This is a genomic window from Streptomyces radicis, assembly GCF_003626575.1.
Classification (GTDB): domain Bacteria; phylum Actinomycetota; class Actinomycetes; order Streptomycetales; family Streptomycetaceae; genus Streptomyces; species Streptomyces radicis.
Genome location: NZ_RBDY01000001.1, coordinates 91,610 through 112,046, shown reverse-complemented (window position 1 = coordinate 112,046; position 20,437 = coordinate 91,610). Strand labels below are relative to the sequence as shown.

General features: G+C 71.3%; 18 protein-coding genes. 10 read left to right on the top strand and 8 right to left on the bottom strand.

Features of this window, described 5'->3' with window-relative positions; genetic code table 11:
* Nucleotides 1-32 precede the first annotated feature (32 nt).
* The 7 genes from D7318_RS00455 to D7318_RS00425 form a co-directional block, all read right to left on the bottom strand.
* On the bottom strand, nt 33-743 hold the full coding sequence (locus D7318_RS00455) for a TetR/AcrR family transcriptional regulator (RefSeq protein ID WP_120694794.1): 711 nt from the start codon (nt 741-743) through the stop codon (nt 33-35).
* Nucleotides 744-855: 112 nt separating this feature from the next.
* Nucleotides 856-4,233 carry a molybdopterin cofactor-binding domain-containing protein gene (locus D7318_RS00450; protein ID WP_120694793.1) on the bottom strand — a complete coding sequence of 1,126 codons (3,378 nt, stop codon included), beginning with the start codon at nt 4,231-4,233 and terminating at the stop codon, nt 856-858.
* Nucleotides 4,230-4,748 carry a (2Fe-2S)-binding protein gene (locus tag D7318_RS00445; RefSeq protein ID WP_268987323.1) on the bottom strand — a complete coding sequence of 173 codons (519 nt, stop codon included), beginning with the start codon at nt 4,746-4,748 and terminating at the stop codon, nt 4,230-4,232. Before D7318_RS00445 ends, D7318_RS00450 begins: the two co-directional genes overlap by 4 nt.
* Complete coding sequence (locus D7318_RS00440; RefSeq protein ID WP_120694791.1) at nt 4,745-5,503, bottom strand: ABC transporter permease; 759 nt, start codon at nt 5,501-5,503, stop codon at nt 4,745-4,747. Before D7318_RS00440 ends, D7318_RS00445 begins: the two co-directional genes overlap by 4 nt.
* A complete protein-coding gene (locus tag D7318_RS00435) occupies nt 5,503-6,357 on the bottom strand; it encodes an ABC transporter permease (RefSeq protein ID WP_120694790.1) in 855 nt (284 codons plus the stop codon). The genes D7318_RS00440 and D7318_RS00435 overlap by 1 nt, the downstream gene beginning before the upstream one ends.
* Before the next feature lie 62 nt (nt 6,358-6,419).
* Nucleotides 6,420-7,415, bottom strand: coding sequence for an ABC transporter substrate-binding protein (locus tag D7318_RS00430; protein ID WP_183091247.1), 996 nt, complete (start codon nt 7,413-7,415; stop codon nt 6,420-6,422).
* A 44-nt stretch (nt 7,416-7,459) separates the two neighbouring features.
* Nucleotides 7,460-8,341 (bottom strand): ABC transporter ATP-binding protein, encoded by an 882-nt coding sequence (locus D7318_RS00425; protein WP_230423217.1) that lies wholly within the window; start codon nt 8,339-8,341, stop codon nt 7,460-7,462.
* A 354-nt stretch (nt 8,342-8,695) separates the two neighbouring features.
* On the opposite strand from D7318_RS00425, the gene D7318_RS00420 reads away from it, so the two are divergent.
* The 9 genes from D7318_RS00420 to D7318_RS00380 all read left to right on the top strand — a co-directional run bounded on the left by D7318_RS00420 (nt 8,696) and on the right by D7318_RS00380 (nt 17,753).
* The gene (locus tag D7318_RS00420) at nt 8,696-9,544 is read left to right on the top strand and encodes an IclR family transcriptional regulator (RefSeq protein ID WP_329604548.1); all 849 of its coding nucleotides are present in this window, start codon (nt 8,696-8,698) and stop codon (nt 9,542-9,544) included.
* Nucleotides 9,537-10,379: a 2-keto-4-pentenoate hydratase gene (locus tag D7318_RS00415; RefSeq protein ID WP_120694786.1), complete on the top strand. Its 843-nt coding sequence runs from the start codon at nt 9,537-9,539 to the stop codon at nt 10,377-10,379. The genes D7318_RS00420 and D7318_RS00415 overlap by 8 nt, the downstream gene beginning before the upstream one ends.
* Complete coding sequence (locus D7318_RS00410; RefSeq protein ID WP_120694785.1) at nt 10,376-11,320, top strand: acetaldehyde dehydrogenase (acetylating); 945 nt, start codon at nt 10,376-10,378, stop codon at nt 11,318-11,320. The genes D7318_RS00415 and D7318_RS00410 overlap by 4 nt, the downstream gene beginning before the upstream one ends.
* Nucleotides 11,317-12,384 carry a 4-hydroxy-2-oxovalerate aldolase gene (dmpG, locus tag D7318_RS00405; protein ID WP_120694784.1) on the top strand — a complete coding sequence of 356 codons (1,068 nt, stop codon included), beginning with the start codon at nt 11,317-11,319 and terminating at the stop codon, nt 12,382-12,384. The genes D7318_RS00410 and dmpG overlap by 4 nt, the downstream gene beginning before the upstream one ends.
* Complete coding sequence (locus tag D7318_RS00400) at nt 12,381-13,343, top strand: DODA-type extradiol aromatic ring-opening family dioxygenase (protein ID WP_120694783.1); 963 nt, start codon at nt 12,381-12,383, stop codon at nt 13,341-13,343. Before dmpG ends, D7318_RS00400 begins: the two co-directional genes overlap by 4 nt.
* A complete protein-coding gene (locus D7318_RS00395; protein WP_120694782.1) occupies nt 13,340-14,188 on the top strand; it encodes an alpha/beta fold hydrolase in 849 nt (282 codons plus the stop codon). Before D7318_RS00400 ends, D7318_RS00395 begins: the two co-directional genes overlap by 4 nt.
* Complete coding sequence (locus D7318_RS00390) at nt 14,185-15,225, top strand: LLM class flavin-dependent oxidoreductase (RefSeq protein WP_120694781.1); 1,041 nt, start codon at nt 14,185-14,187, stop codon at nt 15,223-15,225. The genes D7318_RS00395 and D7318_RS00390 overlap by 4 nt, the downstream gene beginning before the upstream one ends.
* Nucleotides 15,222-16,562: an MmgE/PrpD family protein gene (locus D7318_RS00385; RefSeq protein ID WP_120694780.1), complete on the top strand. Its 1,341-nt coding sequence runs from the start codon at nt 15,222-15,224 to the stop codon at nt 16,560-16,562. The genes D7318_RS00390 and D7318_RS00385 overlap by 4 nt, the downstream gene beginning before the upstream one ends.
* Before the next feature lie 309 nt (nt 16,563-16,871).
* The gene (locus D7318_RS00380; protein ID WP_120694779.1) at nt 16,872-17,753 is read left to right on the top strand and encodes an AraC family transcriptional regulator; all 882 of its coding nucleotides are present in this window, start codon (nt 16,872-16,874) and stop codon (nt 17,751-17,753) included.
* A 553-nt stretch (nt 17,754-18,306) separates the two neighbouring features.
* Here the strand turns inward: D7318_RS00380 and D7318_RS00375 are convergent.
* Nucleotides 18,307-19,212, bottom strand: coding sequence for an oxidoreductase (locus tag D7318_RS00375; protein ID WP_120694778.1), 906 nt, complete (start codon nt 19,210-19,212; stop codon nt 18,307-18,309).
* Nucleotides 19,213-19,351: 139 nt separating this feature from the next.
* On the opposite strand from D7318_RS00375, the gene D7318_RS00370 reads away from it, so the two are divergent.
* The gene (locus D7318_RS00370) at nt 19,352-20,227 is read left to right on the top strand and encodes a helix-turn-helix transcriptional regulator (protein ID WP_120694777.1); all 876 of its coding nucleotides are present in this window, start codon (nt 19,352-19,354) and stop codon (nt 20,225-20,227) included.
* Nucleotides 20,228-20,437: the final 210 nt, after the last annotated feature.

The following is a 20,437-nucleotide window of genomic DNA, read 5'->3' as shown; positions in this document are numbered from 1 at the left end:
CACCGCCCGCACCTCCCTGACCGCCCGGCTCCTCAGCCGATGAGAGGGCCACTCCCGTCGGTCGAGGAGCCGGCGAGTCGAGCCTCGACCAGGTGGGCGAGAGACTCGACGGCGAACGCGAACTGGCCTTCCGACGGCAGCTCGACGATCGCCTCGCGCAGCTCCACCAGTCGGGGAAAGTCAGCGATCGGCAGGGACGCGTAGAAGTGGCTCTGCTGCCGGTGCAACTCGGCCCGATCCTCGGCGTCGTCCTGCGCCCAGGCGCGCGGCCCCTGGTAGCTGGAGAACCCCAGCGCGTGGATCAGGATGAAGCCGTAGCACTGGACGGCGAGCGGGCCGGGGATGCCGCTGGTCACCAGCCGGTCGATGACTGCCTCCATCGCCCCGCGCCGCGCCCTGGCGCTGGTGGTCACGCGCGAGCTGAGGATCTGCACGATCGAGGGGTGGGCGGACATCAGCCTGCGAAAGGCTCGCGCCACGGCCTCGATCGCGTCCCTCGGCCGCTCGTCCGGCGCCGCCTTCGGCAGTGCGAGCGAGCCGAGCGCCAGATCGGCCACGGCGTCCAGGATCTCCTCCTTGGAGCGGAAATAGCCGTAGAGCGTCATCGTCCCGATGCCCAACCTGTTGGCGAGGCTGCGCACCGTGAGCTTCTCGAGACCACGAGTGTCGGCCAGTTCGAGGGCTTGATGGGCGATGTCATCCGCCGTCATCGCCCGGCCGCGGCCCGCTTGGTTGTCAGCCATGGGTGGTCATCCTCGTGGGTGTCATCATCTTGACGTCGAGCTTATCGGGACAGAACGGACCGCAGGGCGGGAGGCGTTCACCGTCCCCCGAGGTGGTTTCCGTGCGCGGCGCTCACCGAGCCAGCCGTTCGAACGCCTCCTCCGCCAACCCGGCGACGGCGTCCAGCTTCCAGCCGTTGCCCGGCAGGGGATGCGCGTGCCGGTCCAGCTCCGCGTCGAGGAGGGAGCGTAGCCCCCGCGCCGTGGGCACGGTGCCGTTGAGCGCCCGCTCGGTCGCCAGGGCGCGCCAGGGCGTCGGCGCGACGGCGCCGAGGACGACGCGGGTGTCGTGCCAGCGGCCGTCCGCGTCCACCCGGGCGGAGAGTGTGGCCGAGGCGGTCGCGAAGTCCCCCTGGTACAGCGCGAGTTTGGCGAACGCGCCACGACGGGCGAGGGCCACCTCGCCGATGACGACCTCACCGACGAACTCGCCGTCCCCAAGGGTGAGTTCGCCGGGGCCCGAGTAGAGCGACGCCACCGGCACCGTGCGGCTCTCCGCGCCGCGGACGAGCAGCACGTCGGCGTCCACCGCGCCGAGCACCGTGCCCAGGTCGGACGGCGTGACGGCCTGGCAGCGGTGCCCGTCGATGACGGCGTGCTGGAAGCGGTGGTCGCCGCCGACCGCGTAGCACGGGCTGGTCGCGCCGTTGCGCTTGTAGCAGTCGAAGCCGTTGCGGAAGAACCAACAGCGCTTCTCCTGCGCGAGGTTGCCCCCCACGGTGGCGCTGTTGCGGATCTGCGGCGAGGCGATGGTGCGGATCGCCTCGGTGACGAACGGCAGTGAGTCGGCGAGGGCCTCGGCCAACTCCGTCAGGGTCACGGCGGCGCCGATGCGCAGGCCGCCGCCCTCCTCGGTGATCCGGCGCATCCGGGCCACCCCGGTCGTGGAGACCAGCACCGCTGCCGGCCGGGGCTCCCTGCGGCGCTCGACCAGAGCGTCTGTCGCCCCGCCGACCGGCTGGGCGCCCTGGGACACGAGGGCGGCGACCTCCGCCAGCGAGCCCGGCGCGGAGAGCGCGGGCGCCGCTGGGGGCGCCCCTGTGGATCGGCCGACGCGACGGCGGCGGCCGATCCTGGTGCCGTAGCGGTGCAGCACATGGTGCAGGCCGAGCGGGTAGAGGGAGCGGATGACCGCGACCCACCAGCGGCCGGGGCGACGCCACAGGTGGTGCCGACGGCGACGCCCCTCCTTCTCCGCGAGGGCGACGAGCACCTTGTCCGGTGTGATGGGCAGCTCGGTGATCCGCACCCCCACGGCGTCGCTGACAGCGTTGGCCACCGCGGCACCCGGCGGGATGATCGACATCTCGCCCACGCTCTTGGCGCCGTAGGGTCCGGCCGCGTCCTCGCCGTTCACGATGACCGGCCTGAGGGAGGGGAGGTCGGCCGACCGTGGCATCGCGTAGTGCAGATAGGAGGTGTTGACCACCCGTCCGCCCTCGCGCACCAGCTCCTCGCCGAGCGCGGCGCCGATCCCCATCGCGGCGCCGCCGACGATCTGCCCCTCCACGGCCGTGGGGTTGAGGGCGCGGCCGACGTCGTGGGCGGCGACATAGTCGACGACCCGCACCTTCCCCGTCCTGCGGTCCACGTCCACCACCGCGCCATGGGCGGCGAAGGCGTAGGTGGGCGACAGGTTGAACCGGTCCTTGTCCTGGCTGATCATCTCCGTGCCGGTCAGCAGATAGCTCGCCTCGTTGCTCAGCCGGCCGTCCGGCGTGGCCTCCTCGCTGAGCGCGACCAGCGCGCCGATCTCCACTCCCTCACCGTCGGCCTCGGCGCGGCCCCCGCGCAGCTCGACCGCGTCGGTTCCGAGCTTGAGCGCCGCCAGGGCTCGTAGCTTGTCGGCCAGCCCCCTGGCGGCGATACCGACGGAGAAGCCGGTCATGTGCGTCCCGCGGGACGACCACGCGCCGAGCTCGAAGGGCGTGCGTTCGCTGTCCATCGACAGCACCTCGACGCGGTCGAGCGGCACCCCGAGCTCGCCTGCGGCGATCTGGGCGAGGATGGTGTTCTGGCCGGTACCGGCGTCGGCGCTGCCGTGCCGGACGCGCACCCGACCGTCGGCGTAGACGTCGATCGCCGCGTCGCTGCGGTTGGCCGACGCATAGGCGTAGGCCCCGCTGCCGTGCATCCCCGCGGCCACGCCGACGCCCCGGCCCGGCACCCGGGCGGCCCGGTGCGCGTCCCACCCGAGCTCGTCGCGGACCACTCGCAGGCAGTCGCCGAGCCTCGAGGTGGTGACCTCGTAGCCGCACAGCGTGGTGGCGAACTCGGGGCCCAGATTGCGCAGCCGCATCTCGAGGGGATCGAGGCCGAGGCGGTCGGCCAGCTCGTCCACCTGTGACTCGACGGCGAGGGACACCTGGGGCGTGCCGTAGCCGCGGAACTGACCGCCGGGCTGGGTCGCGGTGTCCACCAGGCGGGAGGTGAAGGTGGCGCCGTCCGGGCGGTACATCGAGCCCAGGGTGATCACGCCGACGCGCATGACCGAGGTGCCCATGTGGTTGTAGGACCCGTTGTCCACCAGGATGTCGGCGTCGAAGAGCCGGATGACGCCCTGATCGTCGGCCGCGGTGCGCAGCCTGGTCTCGAAGCGGTGCCTGGGCTTGTTCGCCCCGAACTCCTCCTCGCGGGACAGTTCCACCAGCACGGGGCGCCCGGCCTTGCGGGACAGCGCGGCGGCGAGGATCTCGTGCTCGGACGCCTTCGACTTGGAGCCGAAGCCGCCTCCGACCGCGACCTCGCGGCAGATGACCCGCTCGTGCGGGATGCCGAGCAGGTGGGAGACCTCCTTGGCGATGAACCACGGGGCCTGGGTGGACGTCCACAGCTCGACGGAGCCGCTTTCCTCGTGCCATGCGGCCAGCGTCGTGTTGGGCTCCATGCAGGCGTGGGACACGCTCGGATAGACGAACGAGCCCTCGACGACGACGCTTCCGGCGTTTCGCCCCCGCTCGACGTCACCCCAGTCGCTGTGCAGGATCATCGCCACGTTGGGCTCGTCGGTCACCCGGGTGTGCAGGCGTCGGGCCGAGGGCCTGAGCGAGGCCCGGGGCGTCAGCGGCGCCGACCGCACCCGGTAGCGAACGCGGATGGCGTCGCGGGCGGCCTGCGCGATCTCCCGGGTGTCGGCCGCGACGGCGGCGACCTCCTGGCCGACGTGCCGGACCACGTCCTCGGCCAGTGGGGGCCGGTCGGAGAGCGGTGCGCCGCGGTGCAGATAGCGGATGCCCTCGGGGAAGTCGGCGGCGGTGAGGACGGCGCGCACGCCGGGCAGCCGCTCGGCGAGGCTGGTGTCGACGGCGACGATCTCGGCGAAGGGGTGCGGCGAGCGCAGGATCGCGCCCCACAGGTGTCCGGGGCGCCACAGGTCGGCCGTGTAGGGGACCGTGCCCCGGGTGCGGGCGTCCCAGTCGAGCGGGCGCACCCGCTCGCCGATGGGGTTCATCGGGCGCCCTCCGGCATCCGCGTGGCCCGCCTCGCGATCACCGCGCACACGGCCTGGGTGATGGCCTGGTATCCGGTGCAGCGGCAGATGTTCCCGGACAGCTCGGTCCTCACCCTCTCCTGGAGGTCCCCCGACTCCCTCAGCTCATCGGCCCGCCTGGTCAGCGCGGCGCCGTGCACCAGCTGGCCCGGGGTGCAGAAGCCGCACTGGAACGCGCCGCGGTCGGCGAACTCCGCGCGCAGGTCGGTCACTTCGTCGGCGACGGCCTCCAGGGTCTCGACCGGCTCCCGCACCAGGGCGGCCGGGGTCACGCATGCCATGGTCGGCCGCCCGCCCACCAGCACGGTGCAGGCGCCGCACTCGCCCCGTTCGCAGGCGATCTTGGTGGCGCGCAGGTCGAGCTGTTCGCGCAGCACCGTGGCGAGGGTGGTGGAGCCGGGGGCCCGCACCTCGACGGGGGCTCCGTTCACGGTCAGACGGATGGGCGGCGGCTGGCCCGCGCCGGCGCCGCTCACAGCTGGCTCGCCCAATGCAGGCTCCTCGTCTCCAGGCGGGTGTACACGGCGTTGATGATGTTGCCGAGCAGCCCGAGGATGATCAGCGCGGTGAACATCCCCGAGATGTCGAAGATCGACTGCGTGGTGGTCAGGTAGAAGCCGATTCCGTTCTGGCCGCCCACGAGTTCGGAGACCACCATCATGATCAACGCGATCGGGAGGCCGACACGCAGCCCGGCGGAGATCATGGGGATCGCCGAGGGGAAGATCACCCGCCGTACGATCTCGAATCGGCTGAGACCGTACATCCGGGCGACGTCGATCCGCTCCTGGCGGGTGTTCCTCGCGCCGGTCGCGGTGTTGACGAGCACGGGGAACAGGACGCCGAAGGCGATGATCGAGATCCGCATCCCGTCACCGAGGCCGAAGATCAGCACGGCGACGGGCAGCACCGCGACGGCGGGCAGCGCGCGGAGGAACTCCAGGGTCGGCCCGGTGTACTGCGCCACCCGCCGCGACGAGGCGATCGCCATGCCGAGGAGGATGCCGAGGACGCTGCCGGCCAGGTACCCCACCGCGAAGCGACGCAGGCTGGGCAGCAGGTCGCTCTGCGCGTGGTCGAACAGCCAGTCCTCGCGCATCGCCGTGAGGACCTCGCTCAGCGGGGGGAGATAGATCGAGTCGCCCACCCGTCCGAAGTACTCCCACAGACCGAGGAGCGTGAGCGGCAGTATCCAGGGGAGCACCCGGTTCACGAACGTGGTGCGGCTCATCACCTGCCACCGTCCTCTCGGCTGTCGACGTTCCAGAAGACCACCCGTCGTTCCAGGTGGCCGACCACCAGGCTGATGAGGTAGCCGATCAGCCCCACCAGGAAGATCCCGGCGTACATCTCCTCGGTTCTGATGGCCACCTGCATCCGCACGATGTAGTGACCGAGCCCACCGCTCCTGGTGAGCATCTCGACGGTGATGACGAGGATCAGGGCGATCGAGGCGCTGATGCGGACTCCGGCGGCGACGCTGGTGGCGGCGCTCGGTATCTGCACCCGGAAGAACACTCCGAGCCCGCCGACGCCGAAGCTCCTGGCCGTCTCGACGGAGGTGGCGTGGACGCCACGCACGCCGTAGTACGTGTTGAACAGGATCGGCCAGAACGAGGCGTAGGCGATCATCGCAACCGTCGTGGTCGAGCCGACCCCGAGGAGCAGGATCGAGAACGGGATCAGCGCGACCGAGGGCAGCGGGCGCAGGAACTCGATGACCACCCTGAAGGTCTGGTACGCGACGTTCGACGCGCCGAGCGCCGCGCCGAGGATCACGCCGAGCCCTGCCGCGATGCCAAGGCCCTGGAGGTAGGCCCACAGGGTGTCGCCCAGCCCGCTGAGGATGTCGCCCTCGCCGATCTCGCTCAGCAGCGCCGACCCCACCTCGCTGGGGCGCGGCACATACGCCGAGGTCACCAGCGTCGCCGTCAACAGCTCGATGACGACGAGCAGTCCCAGCGCGAAGGCGAAGCCCCGCGGGTTGACGCCGAGTCGTGGCCCACGTCGCGCGGCGCGCCCCGGTGCCACGGGAGCCGGGGCACCGGCTACGGCCTCCTCGGTCGGCGCCGAAGTCAGACTCATCTCTCGTCCTCCGAATCCCTGGATTCCCTGCCCGCCGTGTCGCCCGTCTCCCTGGGCACCGGTCAGTCGGTGCCGGCGATGATCGAGGCCGCGTCCACCGGCTGGGGAAGCACCTCGAACCTCTCCATGAGGTCCATCAGCGGCTGGATCATCTCGGGTGACACCTCGTCGTCGAAGAGCAGCAGCTGCATGTCCTCCATCGTGGCGTCGGTGAGGCTGGTCACTTCCTGGAGGATCGCCTTGCGCTCGTCCTCGTTGGCCGGGTCGTTCGCCCAGGCGTTGGTCTCGGCGATCGCCGCCCGGAACGTGTCGACCACCTCGGGGTTGCTGTCGATGAACCCCTGCTCGCCGAACCAGATGGTGTTGTAGAAGTCCTCGCCGTTGTTGACCGCGTCGTAGGGGCTCAGCATCGTGGTGCCGATCCCGTCGCTCTCGATCTGGTAGTTGAACGGCGCGGTGACCGTCGCCGCGTCGACCTGGTTGCTCTCGAAGGCCTGTCCCACCTGGGTGAAGTCGAGGGTCACCGAGTTGATGCTGTCCACGTCCACGCCCGCGTCGTCGAGCGTCGCCAGCGTCGAGAGGTGGGGCATCGTGTTGAGCGCGTTGACCGCGATCGACTTGCCCTCGAGGTCGTCGACCGAGGTGATCCCGTCCTGCCCGGCCGGCACCATGATCCAGACGCCGGGGTTGTCCACCGTGTAGATCGCGCCCCCCGCGACAATGCGGAAGTTGATGCCCGCGGTGGAGGCGGAGGCGACGGAGGTGGGCGAGGTCAGCGCGAACTGGGCGTCGCCCGACTCGACGGCCGCCGCGAGATCGGGCACGTTCGCCACGACCTTCACGGTGACCTCGAGGCCCTGGTCCTCGAAGAACCCCAGGCTGTCCGCGTAGAACGCCTGGGAACCGGAGTCGGAGGCGACCGTGGCCACGGTGATGCTGGTGGTGCCGTCCGCGTTCTCCTCCACGACCGTGTCGCCGTCTCCCCCACAGGCCGCGAGCGAGGACAGCGCGGCCGCCACGACGAGCGCCACCGCTCCTCTCGTCTTCTTGGTGACCATGATGCGTACCTGCCTTGTGTGTGTAGGTGCCTGGTTCATGGGACTCAGGCCGAGGGCTGCGGTCCGCCGTGGGTCCTGCGCCGCTGGTCGGTCAGGCCCATCACGTCGTGGACATAGGCGCGTATCCGGAGGAACTCCGGGTGGCTACGCGACTCCACCTGGGTGCGCGGCACGGGAAGGTCCACGGACAGCTCCTCGGCGACGACGCACGGTGGCTTGCTGAGCACCACGATGCGGTCGGCGAGATAGATCGCCTCGTCGATGTCGTGGGTGACCATGAGCATCGTGTTCCCCGAGGCGCCGAGGCGGTCGCGGACGTCGAGCAGGGTGTCCTCGAGCCCCTCCTTGGTCAACGCGTCGACGGAGGCGAAGGGCTCGTCGAGCAGCAGGATCTGCGGCTGGAACGCCAGGGCCCGCGCGATGGCCACCCGCTGCTGCATCCCACCCGAGAGCTGGCCCGGACTGTACTTCTCGAAGCCGGTCAGCCCGACCGTCCTGATCGCCTCGGCGACCCGCTCGGCCTTCTCCGCCTTGTCGAGGTCACGGCGCTTGGCCAGCGGGAAACGCACGTTCCGCTCCACCGTGAGCCAGGGGTAGAGCGAGCGCGTGTAGTCCTGGAAGACGAGCGCCATCTCCGGCGGCGGCCCATCGATCCGCCGGCCGCCGACCCAGACGTCGCCGCTGGTGGGCGACAGGATCCCGGCGATCATCCGCAGCAGCGTGGACTTGCCGCATCCCGAGGGGCCGATGATGGCGACGAACTCGCCCTGATTCACGTTGAAGCTCAGTCCGTCGCAGACGAGCGGAGTGTCCGGCGCGTACCGTTTCCTGAGCTCCTCGACGTGCAGGATGCCCGTCCGGTCCCCGCCGTCCCCGGCGACGTGGCGCTCACCGGCACGGCGACGCATTGTTGGTGTGGTCCTCATCGGACACTCCCTTCCAAACCGACGTGATGCGCGGACGCGTCCAACGCTCAGTGCGTGAGCGGGGCTCGGTCGATCCCGCCCGACCCGGGGCGGGGATGGGACATGGGGCAAGGCGCCCCGGTGGAGCGCGGTTCAGCGCAACCTAGCCATCAACCGATGGGATTGCGCCATGAGTTCTGTCTGACGGAACGCCCCGGCAGTCCGGTTACCGTACTGTGATGAGTGAACGCCGCACGATGTCACCTGGCCTCTCTCCTCCAGACCGGTCTCCGTCCCGCCGGCTGACCTCACCGTTCGCGAGCAGGAATCCTCCGATCTAATACCAGGAATCAGCCAGGAGAAAAGGGGTGTCCCGTGTCACGGAACTCTGAGGCCACGCGGGATCAGTCGAACATGCTGGAGAAGGGCCTGCGGATCCTCCAGGCGTTCCGCTCGGGCGATCAGTGTCTGCGGCTGACCGACGTGGCCGAGCGCACGGGGATGCCCAAGTCCACGGTCCACCGGCTCACCCAGATCCTCGTCGAGCAGCAGTTGCTCACCCTCAGCGAGCAGGGCTACGAGCTGGGCATCGCGCTCTTCGAGCTGAGCAGCCTGGTGCCCGTCAAGCAGCGGCTGCGGGTGGCCGCGCTCCCGTTCCTCCAGGACCTGTTCATGGCCACCCACGAGACCGTGCACCTGGGTATCAGGGAGGGCTTCGACGTGGTGTACGTCGAGAAGATCTACGGGCACTCGGACCTCGGCCTGCCCTCGCGGGTCGGCGGTCGGCTCCCCCTGAACTGCACGGGTATCGGCAAGGCGCTGCTCGCCTTCAGCAGCGAGGAGGTCAGGGCCGACTTCCTGGCCAGGCCGCTGCGTCGGATCACCAGGAAGTCGGTGACGGACCCCGTGCGCCTCGCGCGCGAGCTCGCCGAGGCCAGGGCGACCGGCCTCGCCTTCGAGCGCGAGGAGGCCACCCTGGGCCGGGAGTGCGTGGCGGCGCCCGTGATCGTGCACGGCGAGATCATGGCCGCGATGTCCATCTCGGTGCCGATCTCGGCCTACCGGATGCCCCAGCTGGCGGCCGCGGTCAAGACCTCGGCACTCGGCTTGGCGCGCCATCTGCGGGTCGCCGGCGCCGCCGTGGAGTCGCCCGACGAGTTCCGTGTGGCGGGACATCTCCTGTCGGATCGGGACGCCGACCCGGATCATCGCAGACATGACTGAAGCCCATCACCGTGCTTCCGGCCTCGACCCGGGTGACAGCGCCGCGCTGCTCGCGGCCGAACGCCTGCGGAACGCGGGAACCACCGGTGTACCCACGGGACCGGTCAGAGATCTCCTGGGGCAGGGGCGGCTCGCTCGCGCCTATGGCGTGCAGCAGCACAACATCGGCCTCGCCCTGGCGACCGACGGCGAAGCGGTCGTCGGCCGCAAGATCGGCCTCACCTCGCCCGCCGTACAGCGTCAACTCGGGGTGGACCAGCCCGACTACGGCACCCTCCTGCGGTCCATGCGGGTCGACGCCGGGGGCACGATCGCCCCCTCGCGCACGCTCCAGCCCAAGGTCGAGGCGGAGGTCGCCTTCGAGCTGGCCCACGGCATCGATGCGGTCCCTGCCGCGCCGGCCGGACTGCTCCCCGCCGTCGCCCGCGCGATGCCGGCCATCGAGATCGTCGACAGCCGCGTGGCGGACTGGGACATCGGGATCGTCGACACCATCGCCGACAACGCCTCCAGCGGTCTTTTCGTGCTGGGCGACGGCGAGTTGACACTTGACGAGACGTCCCTCACCGATGTCTCCATGCTCCTGCGCCGCCACGACGACACGGTGTCGCACGGCCGCGGGGCCGACTGTCTCGGCGGCCCGCTCATCAGCCTGATGTGGCTGGCCCGGGCCATGATCGACCTGGGCACCCCACTGCGCCGCGGCGATGTCGTGCTGAGCGGGGCGCTCGGCCCGATGGTGCCCGCTTCGCCCGGTGACCTCTTCACCGCGACCTTCCACGACAGTTCCCGACGCCTTGACGTCACCGTCGAGTTCTCAGGAGAAGAGACATGAGCACACACAAGGTGGCGATCATCGGGTCGGGGAACATCGGGACCGATCTGCTGCTGAAGATCCTCCGCGTCTCGGACGCCCTGGAGGTCGCCGCGTTCGTCGGCATCGACCCGGAGTCGGACGGCCTGTCCAGGGCACGGCGCCTGGGCGTGGCGACCACGAGCGACGGGGTCGAGGGGCTGCTGCGGATGCCGGGGTTCGACGAGATCGACCTCGTCTTCGACGCCACATCGGCGAAGGCGCACCTGAGGAACGACGAGGTACTGCGCGCCACGGGGGTGCGCGTGGTGGACCTGACGCCCGCGGCGATCGGTCCGCTGGTCGTCCCGCCGGTGAACCTCGCCGGCCTTGCCCACTCGCGCAACGTCAACATGGTCACCTGCGGAGGCCAGGCCACGATACCGATCGTCGCCGCCATCAACGCGGTGGCACCCGTGCGGTACGCGGAGATCGTCGCCTCCATCTCCTCGCGCTCGGCCGGGCCCGGCACCCGCGCGAACATCGACGAGTTCACCGAGACGACCAGCCGGGCCATCGAGGTCGTGGGGGGCGCGGCCCGGGGGAAGGCCGTGATCATCCTGAATCCGGCGGAGCCGCCGATGATCATGCGCGACACCGTCTACTGCCTGGCCGAGGGCATCACCCCCGAGGGGGCCCGCGCGGCGGTCGACGCCATGGTGACCACGGTGCGGACCTATGTGCGGGGCTACCGGCTGAAGCAGGAGGTCCAGTGCCGACGGCTGGCCGGTGACGACCCGCTCCTGCGGCTCTGCGCCGCCGAGGACCGCTCCGACATCAGCCTGGTGTCCGTCTTTCTCGAGGTCGAGGGCGCGGGCGACTACCTGCCTGCCTACGCAGGCAACCTCGACATCATGACCGCCGCCGCCCTGCACGTGGGCGAGTCTCTCGTGCGGGCCGACCGACTGGAGACCGCCGTATGACCGCCATCGACCGGCTCTATGTGCAGGATGTGACGCTGCGCGACGGGATGCACGCCATCAGGCACCAGTACAGCGTCGACCAGGTGCGTTCCATCGCCGCCGCGCTCGACGCGGCGGGCGTGGACGCGATCGAGGTCACCCATGGCGACGGGCTCGCCGGGGGCAGCGTGAACTACGGCGCGGGAGCGCACGCGGACCTCGAGTGGATCGAGGCGGCGGCCGAGGTGGTGCGGCGCGCCCGGCTGACCGTCCTGCTGCTGCCGGGCATCGGCACCGTGGAGAACCTCAGGGACGCGTGGCACGCCGGCGCGCGGTCGGTGCGCGTCGCCACCCACTGCACCGAGGCGGACATCGCCGTCCAGCACATCGAGGCGGCCCGGGCGATCGGGTACGACGTCTCGGGTTTCCTGATGATGGCCCACATGTCCGACCCCGTGGCGCTGGGCGAGCAGGCCCGCGTCATGGAGGCCGCGGGAGCGCACTGTGTCTATGTGACGGACTCCGGCGGACACCTCACGATGGGCGGGGTACGCGAGCGGATCGCCGAGTACCGCCACGTCCTGGACCCGGCCACCGAGATCGGCATCCACGCCCACCACAACCTGACGCTCGGCGTGGCGAACACGGTGACCGCGATCGAGCACGGCGCGGTACGGGTGGACGCCTCCCTCGCGGGGCAGGGCGCGGGAGCGGGCAACTGCCCGATCGAGGCGCTGGTCGCGGTGTGCGAGCTGGTGGGGTGGCGCCAGGGGTGCGACCTGGACGCCCTGATGGACGCGGCGGACGACCTGGTGCGACCGTTGCAGGACCGGCCGGTCCGGGTGGACCGGGAGACGCTGTCGCTGGGCTTCGCAGGCGCCTACTCCAGCTTCCTGCGCCATGCCGAGGCGGCGTCGGAGCGCTACGGCGTCGACACCCGCACCCTCCTGAAGGAGGTCGGCCGCCGCAAGCTGGTGGGCGGGCAGGAGGACATGATCGTCGACATCGCGCTGGAATTCCTCAAGGAGCGGCAGGCCCAGGGCGGCACCGGGGAAACCGGCGCGAAGGAAGAGGTGCCCGCGTGAGTACGGTCGTGGCGGGAGTCGGCGCCTCCCACAGCACCCTGATGAACACGCACTGGTCCGAGGTCGACCACCTGCCCGCCGCCCATCGTTTCCGCGACGGGCTGCACGCGGCGCGGGACCATCTCGCCGCGGTCGCGCCCGACACCGTGGTCGTCATCGGGTCGAACCACTTCCGTGGCCTGTTCCTCGATCTGATGCCCTCGATCACCGTCGGCGTGTCCGAGGTACTGGGCGCCGGTGAGGCCGAGACTCCGTCCGGGCCGCTGCCGGTCGACACCACGCTCGCGAAGGCGCTGGTGGACGGCCTGGTCGAGGACGGTTTCGACCCCGCCTTCTCGCTTCGCCTGACGGTCGACCACGGCATCACCCACAGCCTGCAACACCTCGTCCCCGGGCTCGACGTGCCGATCGTCCCCGTGGTCGTCAACATGTTCGCCCCGCCGCTCATCTCCCTGAAGCGGGCCCATGCGCTCGGTCGCGGCCTGCGGCGGGTGATCGAGTCCGACGGCGAGGACAAGCGCGTCGCGGTCATCGCGTCGGGAGGGCTCTCGCACCGGCTGCCGTGGCCCGACTGGGCCGCCACGCTCACCGACGACGACCGCTTCCTCGTCGAGGCATGGCTCAACGGGCGGGAGCAGTGGCGGGAGTTCGAGGTGCGGCGCCGCCGGATCATTCGCGCCGCGCGCCCCGACATCAACCCCGACTTCGACCGCGACTTCCTCGCCCAGCTGGGCGAGGGGGACCTCGGCGGCGTGCTGGCGATGAGCACCGCGCAGATCGAGGAGGTGGCCGGCAACGGCGCCCAGGAGATCCGCTCGTGGATCGCGATGACCGCGGCCGTGGGTCCGGGCCGAGGACGGACCCTGGCGTACGAGCCCATCGCCGAATGGCTCACCGGAATGGGGGTGGCCCTCTTCGAACCGGCGGGCCTGGAAGTCAAGGAGAAGGACGAGAGATGAGCATCTGGACCGAGTTGGGCGATGTGGAGTTCGCCGTCGAGTACGTGGAGGCCGCCGGCCTGCGCACCCGTTCACTCCGCGCGGGCAGCGGCGAGCCCGTCATCATGCTGCACGGCACCAGCGGGCACCTCGAGGCGTTCGTACGCAACGTCGCCGTCCTCTCCGAGCACTACGAGTGCCACGCGATCGACATGATGGGCCACGGCTACACCGAGAGCCCCGGCACCCCGTACCGCATCCCCGGGTATGTGGAACACGTCGTCGCTTACCTGGCCGCCCGCGGGATGACCTCGGCGCACTTCGTCGGCGAGTCGCTCGGCGGCTGGGTCGCGGCGCGCCTGGCCTGCGACCGGCCCGAGCTGGTGCGGACGCTGACGCTCGTGGCCGCGGGAGGGACCGTCGCCAACCCGGAGGTGATGGAGCGGATCAAGACCAGCACCCGCAAGGCGGTGCTCACCGACGACATCGCGCTCACCCGCCGCAGGCTCGAACTCCTCATGCACGACCCGGTGAACGTCAGCGACGAGCTGGTCGAGGTGCGCCACGCCATCTACCACAGCGCCTCGTTCGTCAAGAACATCGACCAGCTGCTGTGCCTCCAGGAGCGGGAGAACCGCGTCCAGGACCTGCTGACCAAGGAGCAGATGGGCCGGATCACCGCGCCGACCCGTGTCGTGTGGGGGGCGGAGAACCCGTTCGGCGATGTCCCCGAGGCGCGGGCGATGAACGCCGCCATCCGGGGCTCCGAACTCAGCATCTACAACGAGTGCGGCCACTGGCCCCAGCACGAGCACGCCGAGCGGTTCAACCAGGAGACGCTCGCCTTCCTGAAGGCGCACGCATGACCACGGGCGCGCCCCGGATCGGGCTGCGAGTCCCCCCGTGCCTGCCGGCCGACGACATCGCGTCCTTTGTCGCGCGGGTCGAGGCCCAGGGGTTCGACGACGTCCATGTACCGGACTCGCAGGTGCTGTGGCGCGACGCCTATCTGACCCTGTTCGCCGCCGCGCGGGCCACGACCCGGATCGGCCTCGGCACCGCGGTCAGCAATGTCGCGACCCGGCACCCCAGCGTGGTCGCCTCACTCGCCCGGACCGTGGCCGAGGCGGCGGGGGGCAGGTTCCGGCTGGGGCTCGGCGTCGGCAACAGCTCGGTCGAGCCGGTGGGGCTCCGCCCCAGCACCGGAGCGGCGCTGCGCGCCGGCGTCGCCGACATCCGCGCGCTGCTGAACGGTTCCACCGCCACCTTCGGGGACGCCGAGGTCCGGATGCGCGACCCGTTCCCCGGTGTCCCGATCCACGTGGCCGCCAGCGGCCCGCGCAACCTGCGCCTCGCCGGCGAGATCGCCGACGGCGCCATCCTGCTCAGCGGCGTGGCACCCCACCTGCTGCGCCGCGCGGTGTCCCTGGTGCGTCAGGGCGCGACCGAGGCGGGCCGCGACCCGGACGAGGTGGAGATCATCGTGTCCGCGCACGCGCTGGTGACCGACGACATCGAACGCGACGCACGCGTGTTGAAGCCGATCTGCGCCGGAATCGCCCAGCAGGGCGGGCAGAGCGCGCTGGCCGGCGCGGGGATCGACATCGAGGTGCCGAGCCGGGTGCCCGAGGTGTATCCCGACCTGGTGCACGCGGAGGACTGGGACCTCGCCGTCGAGCACTGCTCGCGCTGGGTCAGCGACGAGGACGCGGTGGCCTTCGCCCGCGCCTTCACCCTGTTCGGCACCCCGAAGGAGATCGCCGCGCGGGTGGGGGAAGCGCGGGACCTCGGGGCGACCTCGATCTTCCTCCAGCACGTCGGCTCCTACGACCTGCCGCACACGCTCGCCGAGGCGGTCGCGACCCGGGTGCTGCCCCTGCTCGCGCGGCAGAGCTCCCCATGACGGCAGCCGCCGGGCCGCCGGGGCCCACGCTCCTCGACGACCTGGTGGCGCAGGCACGCGCGGAGGCCCACGCACCCGCGTCCGCGCGCCGCAGGGCGGCGCTCGAAGTCGCCGACACCCTCGGGTGCATGGCTCTCGGCGCCTCCCACCCGCTGGTCAGGCGCGTCGCCCTGGCCGGCGCGGCGTGGAAGGACGGCGGCCCGTTCCGGTCCCTCGCCGACGCGCGGCCGCTGGGGCTCGGGCAGGCGGTGACGCTGGACTCGCTGGCCTGCCACATCGACGAGTTCGACAGCCTCCATCCGGGATCGGCCGTGGTGACGTCGGCCGCGGTCATCCCCGCGACGCTCCAGGTCGCGGCCTGGCGGGCGCGCGGCGGCCGGGACCTCATCGACGCGGTGCTGGCGGGATACGCCGTGGTCACCCACCTCGGCGCGCGCGCCGGCGGAACGGACATGTACGCCCGGGGCTGGTGGCCGACATCGAGCTATGCCGCGGTGGGCGCGGCCGTCGGCGTCGGCGTCGCGATCGGGCTCGACGACACCGCGCTCAGGCACGCGATCGGCATCGCCACGGCGGCGCCCGGCGGGCTGCTCTCCGACGATCGCCTCGCCGAGGGGCACTACGTCGCCGCGGCCGAGGAGGCGGCACGCGGTGCGCGCGCCGCGCTGTTCGCCGAGGCCGGGGCCCAGGCGTCGTGGACCTATCTGGACGGTCCCGGCGTGCGCGCCTTCGGGCCGCCCCACGAGGTGGCGGCCCGGGCACCGGGCGAGAGCGTCGAGGGCTGTGTCATCAAGTTCTTCCCCTGCGCCCGCCCGCTGCACGGGTTCGCCGCGGCGCTCGGGCGCCTCGCCGAGGCGGGCGTGGACCTGCGCGACGTCCGCGCGGTCCGGTTGGGCCTGCCCCCCGCGCTGCTCAGGTTCGTCACCACCGACCTCGAGGTCGCGGGGCCGACGGAGGCCGCCGCCAGCGCCGCGTTCGTGTACGCGGCGGCGCGCGAAGGCAGGGCGGGCGACGCGCTGTTCTTCCGCGAGGCCAGCCTCGCCGGGCTGCCGCCCCTGCCCCGGCTCTCCCTGGAGGCCAACGAGCGAGCGGCCCCCGGGTCATGGGCGTGCGACATGGTCCTCACGGACGGCGCGGGCCGCACCCATGCGCTGACCACGGAGCCACCCACGGCGGTGCGCTCCACGGAGGTCATGGGCAAGCTGCACGCCAACCTCGCGGCGGCGGGCATCCAGCGCGCCGAGGCGCGGCGCGTCACCGATGTCCTCGACTCCCTCGACGCGATCGGCGACATCGGCGCGCTGCGCCCGCGCTCCCTCACCCGCCCCACACCCTGAGGCGCCGTCGGCCGGAGAGTGAGGCACCCGACGAGCCGCGGGCCACGAACGGGTCGGCGTCGCGGTCGGCGCGGGGGACGCGTTGACGTTCGCCTCCCTGATCGGCGAGATCAGGACGTGCCTCGCGACCGCGAGGCACGCCGCGGTGGGGTGGTTCCGGAACGCGTTGCCCAACACCGGCAACAGCCGAAGCCACTTTCTTTGCGCCTTCGATCGGGTGAGCCCTGGCTTGATCGAAGGCGCACGGCAACTATCGGGAACCGCACCGTTCGTGCTCGTTAACGTCGCTGGTGAACGAAGGAGGAAGCGATGCTGGACCGGTTGAACAAGGCCCTGGAGCATGTCGAGGGAGACCCCGGCCGCCCGGTGGACGTGGCGGCGATGGCACGCACCGCGCTGACATCCGAGCACCACCTGCGCCGGATGTTCGCCGCGCTGGCGGGGATGCCGCTGTCGGAGTACGTGCGCCGGCGTCGGCTCACCCTGGCCGGCGCCGAGGTGATGGAGGGCCGCAGGACGCTGCTCGATATCGCCGTCGACTACGGATACTCCTCGGCCGAGGCGTTCAACCGGGCCTTCCGCGCCGTCCACGGCATCACCCCCGGCCAGGCCCGGCGCACCGGGGCCACGCTGGTCTCCCAGTCCCGCCTGGCCTTTCACCTCACCATCGAAGGGAGCACCACGATGCGCTACCGCATCCTCGACAAAGACGCCTTCTCCCTGGTCGGGCTGAGAAAGCGGGTTCCCAACGTCGCCGAGGGCCCCAATCCCGACATGATCGCCTTCACCGAAGAGGTCGATGACGCCACCTGGGAGCGGCTCGATGCGCTCAGTGACCAAGAGCCCCGCGGTGCGCTGTCGGTGACGGTGCCCCTGGGGGACACCGGGGACCCAGGCGAGGAGATCGACTACTACGTCGCCGCGGCCACCACCGCCCCCACCCCCGAGGGGATGGAACGCCTGGAGGTTCCCCCGAACACCTGGGCGGTGTTCCCCTTCGAACGGGTGGAGTTCCCCCGCGGACTGCAAACCCTGTGGCGCGCGGTCTACACAGAATGGTTCCCAGCCCACCCCACCTACCGCACCACCCCCGGCCCGGCACTGGTGGCCGTCGAGCACGAAGAGGAGCCCGACCTCGGCTCGGGCCACTTGTGGCTGCCCGTGGAAAAGCAGGCCCCGATACCGGGATGAGCAGGCCCCGTGGCATGTCGGCGTCCGCATCCGACGCCGACACGCCACGGCCGGATCTCCCGCCTCCGCCGAGCCTCGCGGACGCAGCGGGCGTCGTCACGCATCTGGCACTGGCGCTACGGCGCCGAGTCGCGACGACTCGGCCGGAACTCGAGAACAACTTCTGACACCTACCGGTCCCAGCCCGACGGCCCGCCGCCCTCACCGACGGCGGGCCCTCCCACGTAGCAACGCGTCGACCGCGTCGGCCAGTCCCCATGTCCTGCCTGCCCGGGCGTGGGCGGCGATCCGCGCGTCCACCCAGCCTCTGGCCCACCGGGTGATGATCTCCCGACAGGGCGCCGTCAGCACCACGGGGGCAACCGGATCACACCAATCCGGCCAGTTGCCGACCATCACCGACCGGCCCTCTCATCGAGGCCCGCGCGACAACTCCGCCCGCCGGCGCCACCACGTCCTCAAGGCCCTCGACGACCTCGCCGACGACAGCCGACCGATCGGCGTGGTGTCGGAGGCGTGCACGGGCGCGGGCACCGCACCACGAGTGCTCGCGTCACAGGTAGGTGACTCCGGTGAGAAGTTCCGTGACCGCCCAGAGTCGTTTGCCGACGCTCGGGTCGGCCGCCTCCGGGCTGAGGCGTGCTTCGGTGACGCGGCCCCGTGTCTCGAAGAATCCGGCCGGTCCGAAGAACTGGCCCCCGTGGACGCCGGGTTCGGTGGCGGCCCGCAGCTGTGGCAGAGCGCCCTGCTCCACCGGTTGGGTGGCGACCAGGCCGAGCCGCGCGATCATGTGTCCGAGCCGACCGCGGTGTTCCCAGGCGCGCGGTGTCAGGTTGGTGCGGGTGAGACCCGGGTGGGCCAGGGTGCTGATGATCGGCGATCCGGCGGCCCGCAGCCGACGGTCCAGCTCGATGCCGAAGACGGTGACGGCGAGTTTGGAGCGGCCGTAGGCGGACGGGGCTCGGTAGTTGTGTTCGACCATCAGGTCCTCGAAGTCCAAGCGCGCGGTCTTGTGGGTGATGGAGCTGAGGTTGACCACCCGTGGCTTCGGTGCCGCGGCGAGCGTGTCGAGCAGGAGGCCGGTCAGGGCGAAGGGGCCGAGCATGTTGGTGGCGAGGTGCAGTTCGAACCCGTCGCGCGAGAGGCGGCGCGGGCCGAGCAGGACCATTCCGGCGTTGTTGACCAGTAGGTCGATGACCGGATGGTCGGAGACGAGCGCGGTGGCGAAGGCGCGCACCGAGTCCAGGGAGGCCAGGTCGAGTTCGCGCACTTCCACGTCACCCGCGATCCCGCGGGCGGCCTCCGCGCCGGCGGCGGTGTTGCGGACGGCGAGGACGACGCGGGCGCCGCGGCGTGCCAGTGCGGTCGCGGTGACCAGTCCGAGTCCGGAGTTGGCGCCGGTGACGACGGCGGTCCTGCCGTGCTGGTCGGGGATCTGGTCGGTGTTCCATCCGGCCATGCGGTACTCCTCGCGAGGACATCGATCGGGTGCGGTGGAGCAACGACGGTAGGAGCACGGCGCGAGGGCGAGGTAGGCCCCGTCTGCCTGGGACCGGCCGACCTACCATGAAGGTCCGGCGCGGCGGGACACTGGGGGCATGACCCATCCGCACGCTCGTGAACTCGGTGACTTCCTGCGCGCCCGGCGCGGCAGACTGCGTCCGCGCGACGTCGGCCTGGAGCCGGGCGGCCGGCGCAAGGTCACCGGACTGCGGCGCGAGGAGCTGGCCCTGCTCGCCGGTCTGAGCACCGACTACTACCAGCGGATGGAACAGGGCAGAGAGGTACGCCCCTCCGACACGGTCCTGGACGCCCTCGCCGACGCCCTCGTTCTGGACGACGACGAACGTCGCCACCTGTTCGCCCTGGCCCGCGCCGCCCGACGCCCCGCACCCGGCCCGGTGGAGCGCGCCCCGGAGCGGGTGCCGACCGGTACACGGCGACTGCTACGGGTGATGAACACTCCGGCCGTCGTACTCGGCCGACACTTGGACCTGCTCGCCTGGAACCCCCTGGCCGAAGCACTGCTCGGCAACCCCGACGACCACCCCGCACACCGGCTCAACATGCTCCTGCTGATGTTCGACGACACGCCGACCGACCGGCGCCGCTGCCCGGACTGGGAGCACCAGGCCCTGGACTACATCGGCATGATGCGCTCCGCCATCGCCACCGACCCCACCCACCCGCGCGCCACCGCGATCGTCGGCGAACTGAGCATCCGCAGCGCCGACTTCCGACGCCTGTGGGCCCGGCACGACGTCCGGACCTCGGTCAGCGGCACCAAGACCTTCCACGTCCCCGAGGTCGGCGACATCGCCCTGGACTGGGACACCTACCCCCTGCCCGGCGCACCGGGCCCGGTCATGCTGGTCTGGACGGCCGCACCGGGAAGCGCCGACGCCGACCGACTGAACCTCCTGGCCTCACTCCACGCAACCCGCCCGATGCGGCACGCCGAGGACTGTCCCTAGATCTCTGTCCGGCGCGTCCGTGTGTTCCCTCCTCGGGTGCGTCGTCGCGGGTCTTGAGCGCGTAGAAGACATCCATGACCTCGACGGAGCTGCGGTTCCCCAGGTGGGACAGGCGTTGCCGGGCGGGGCGGTGATGACGTCGGCGATCTGCGCGGCGCGGATGAGGAGGACGAGCGAGTCTTCGTCAGCCACCGTGCGGCACCGCCAGTC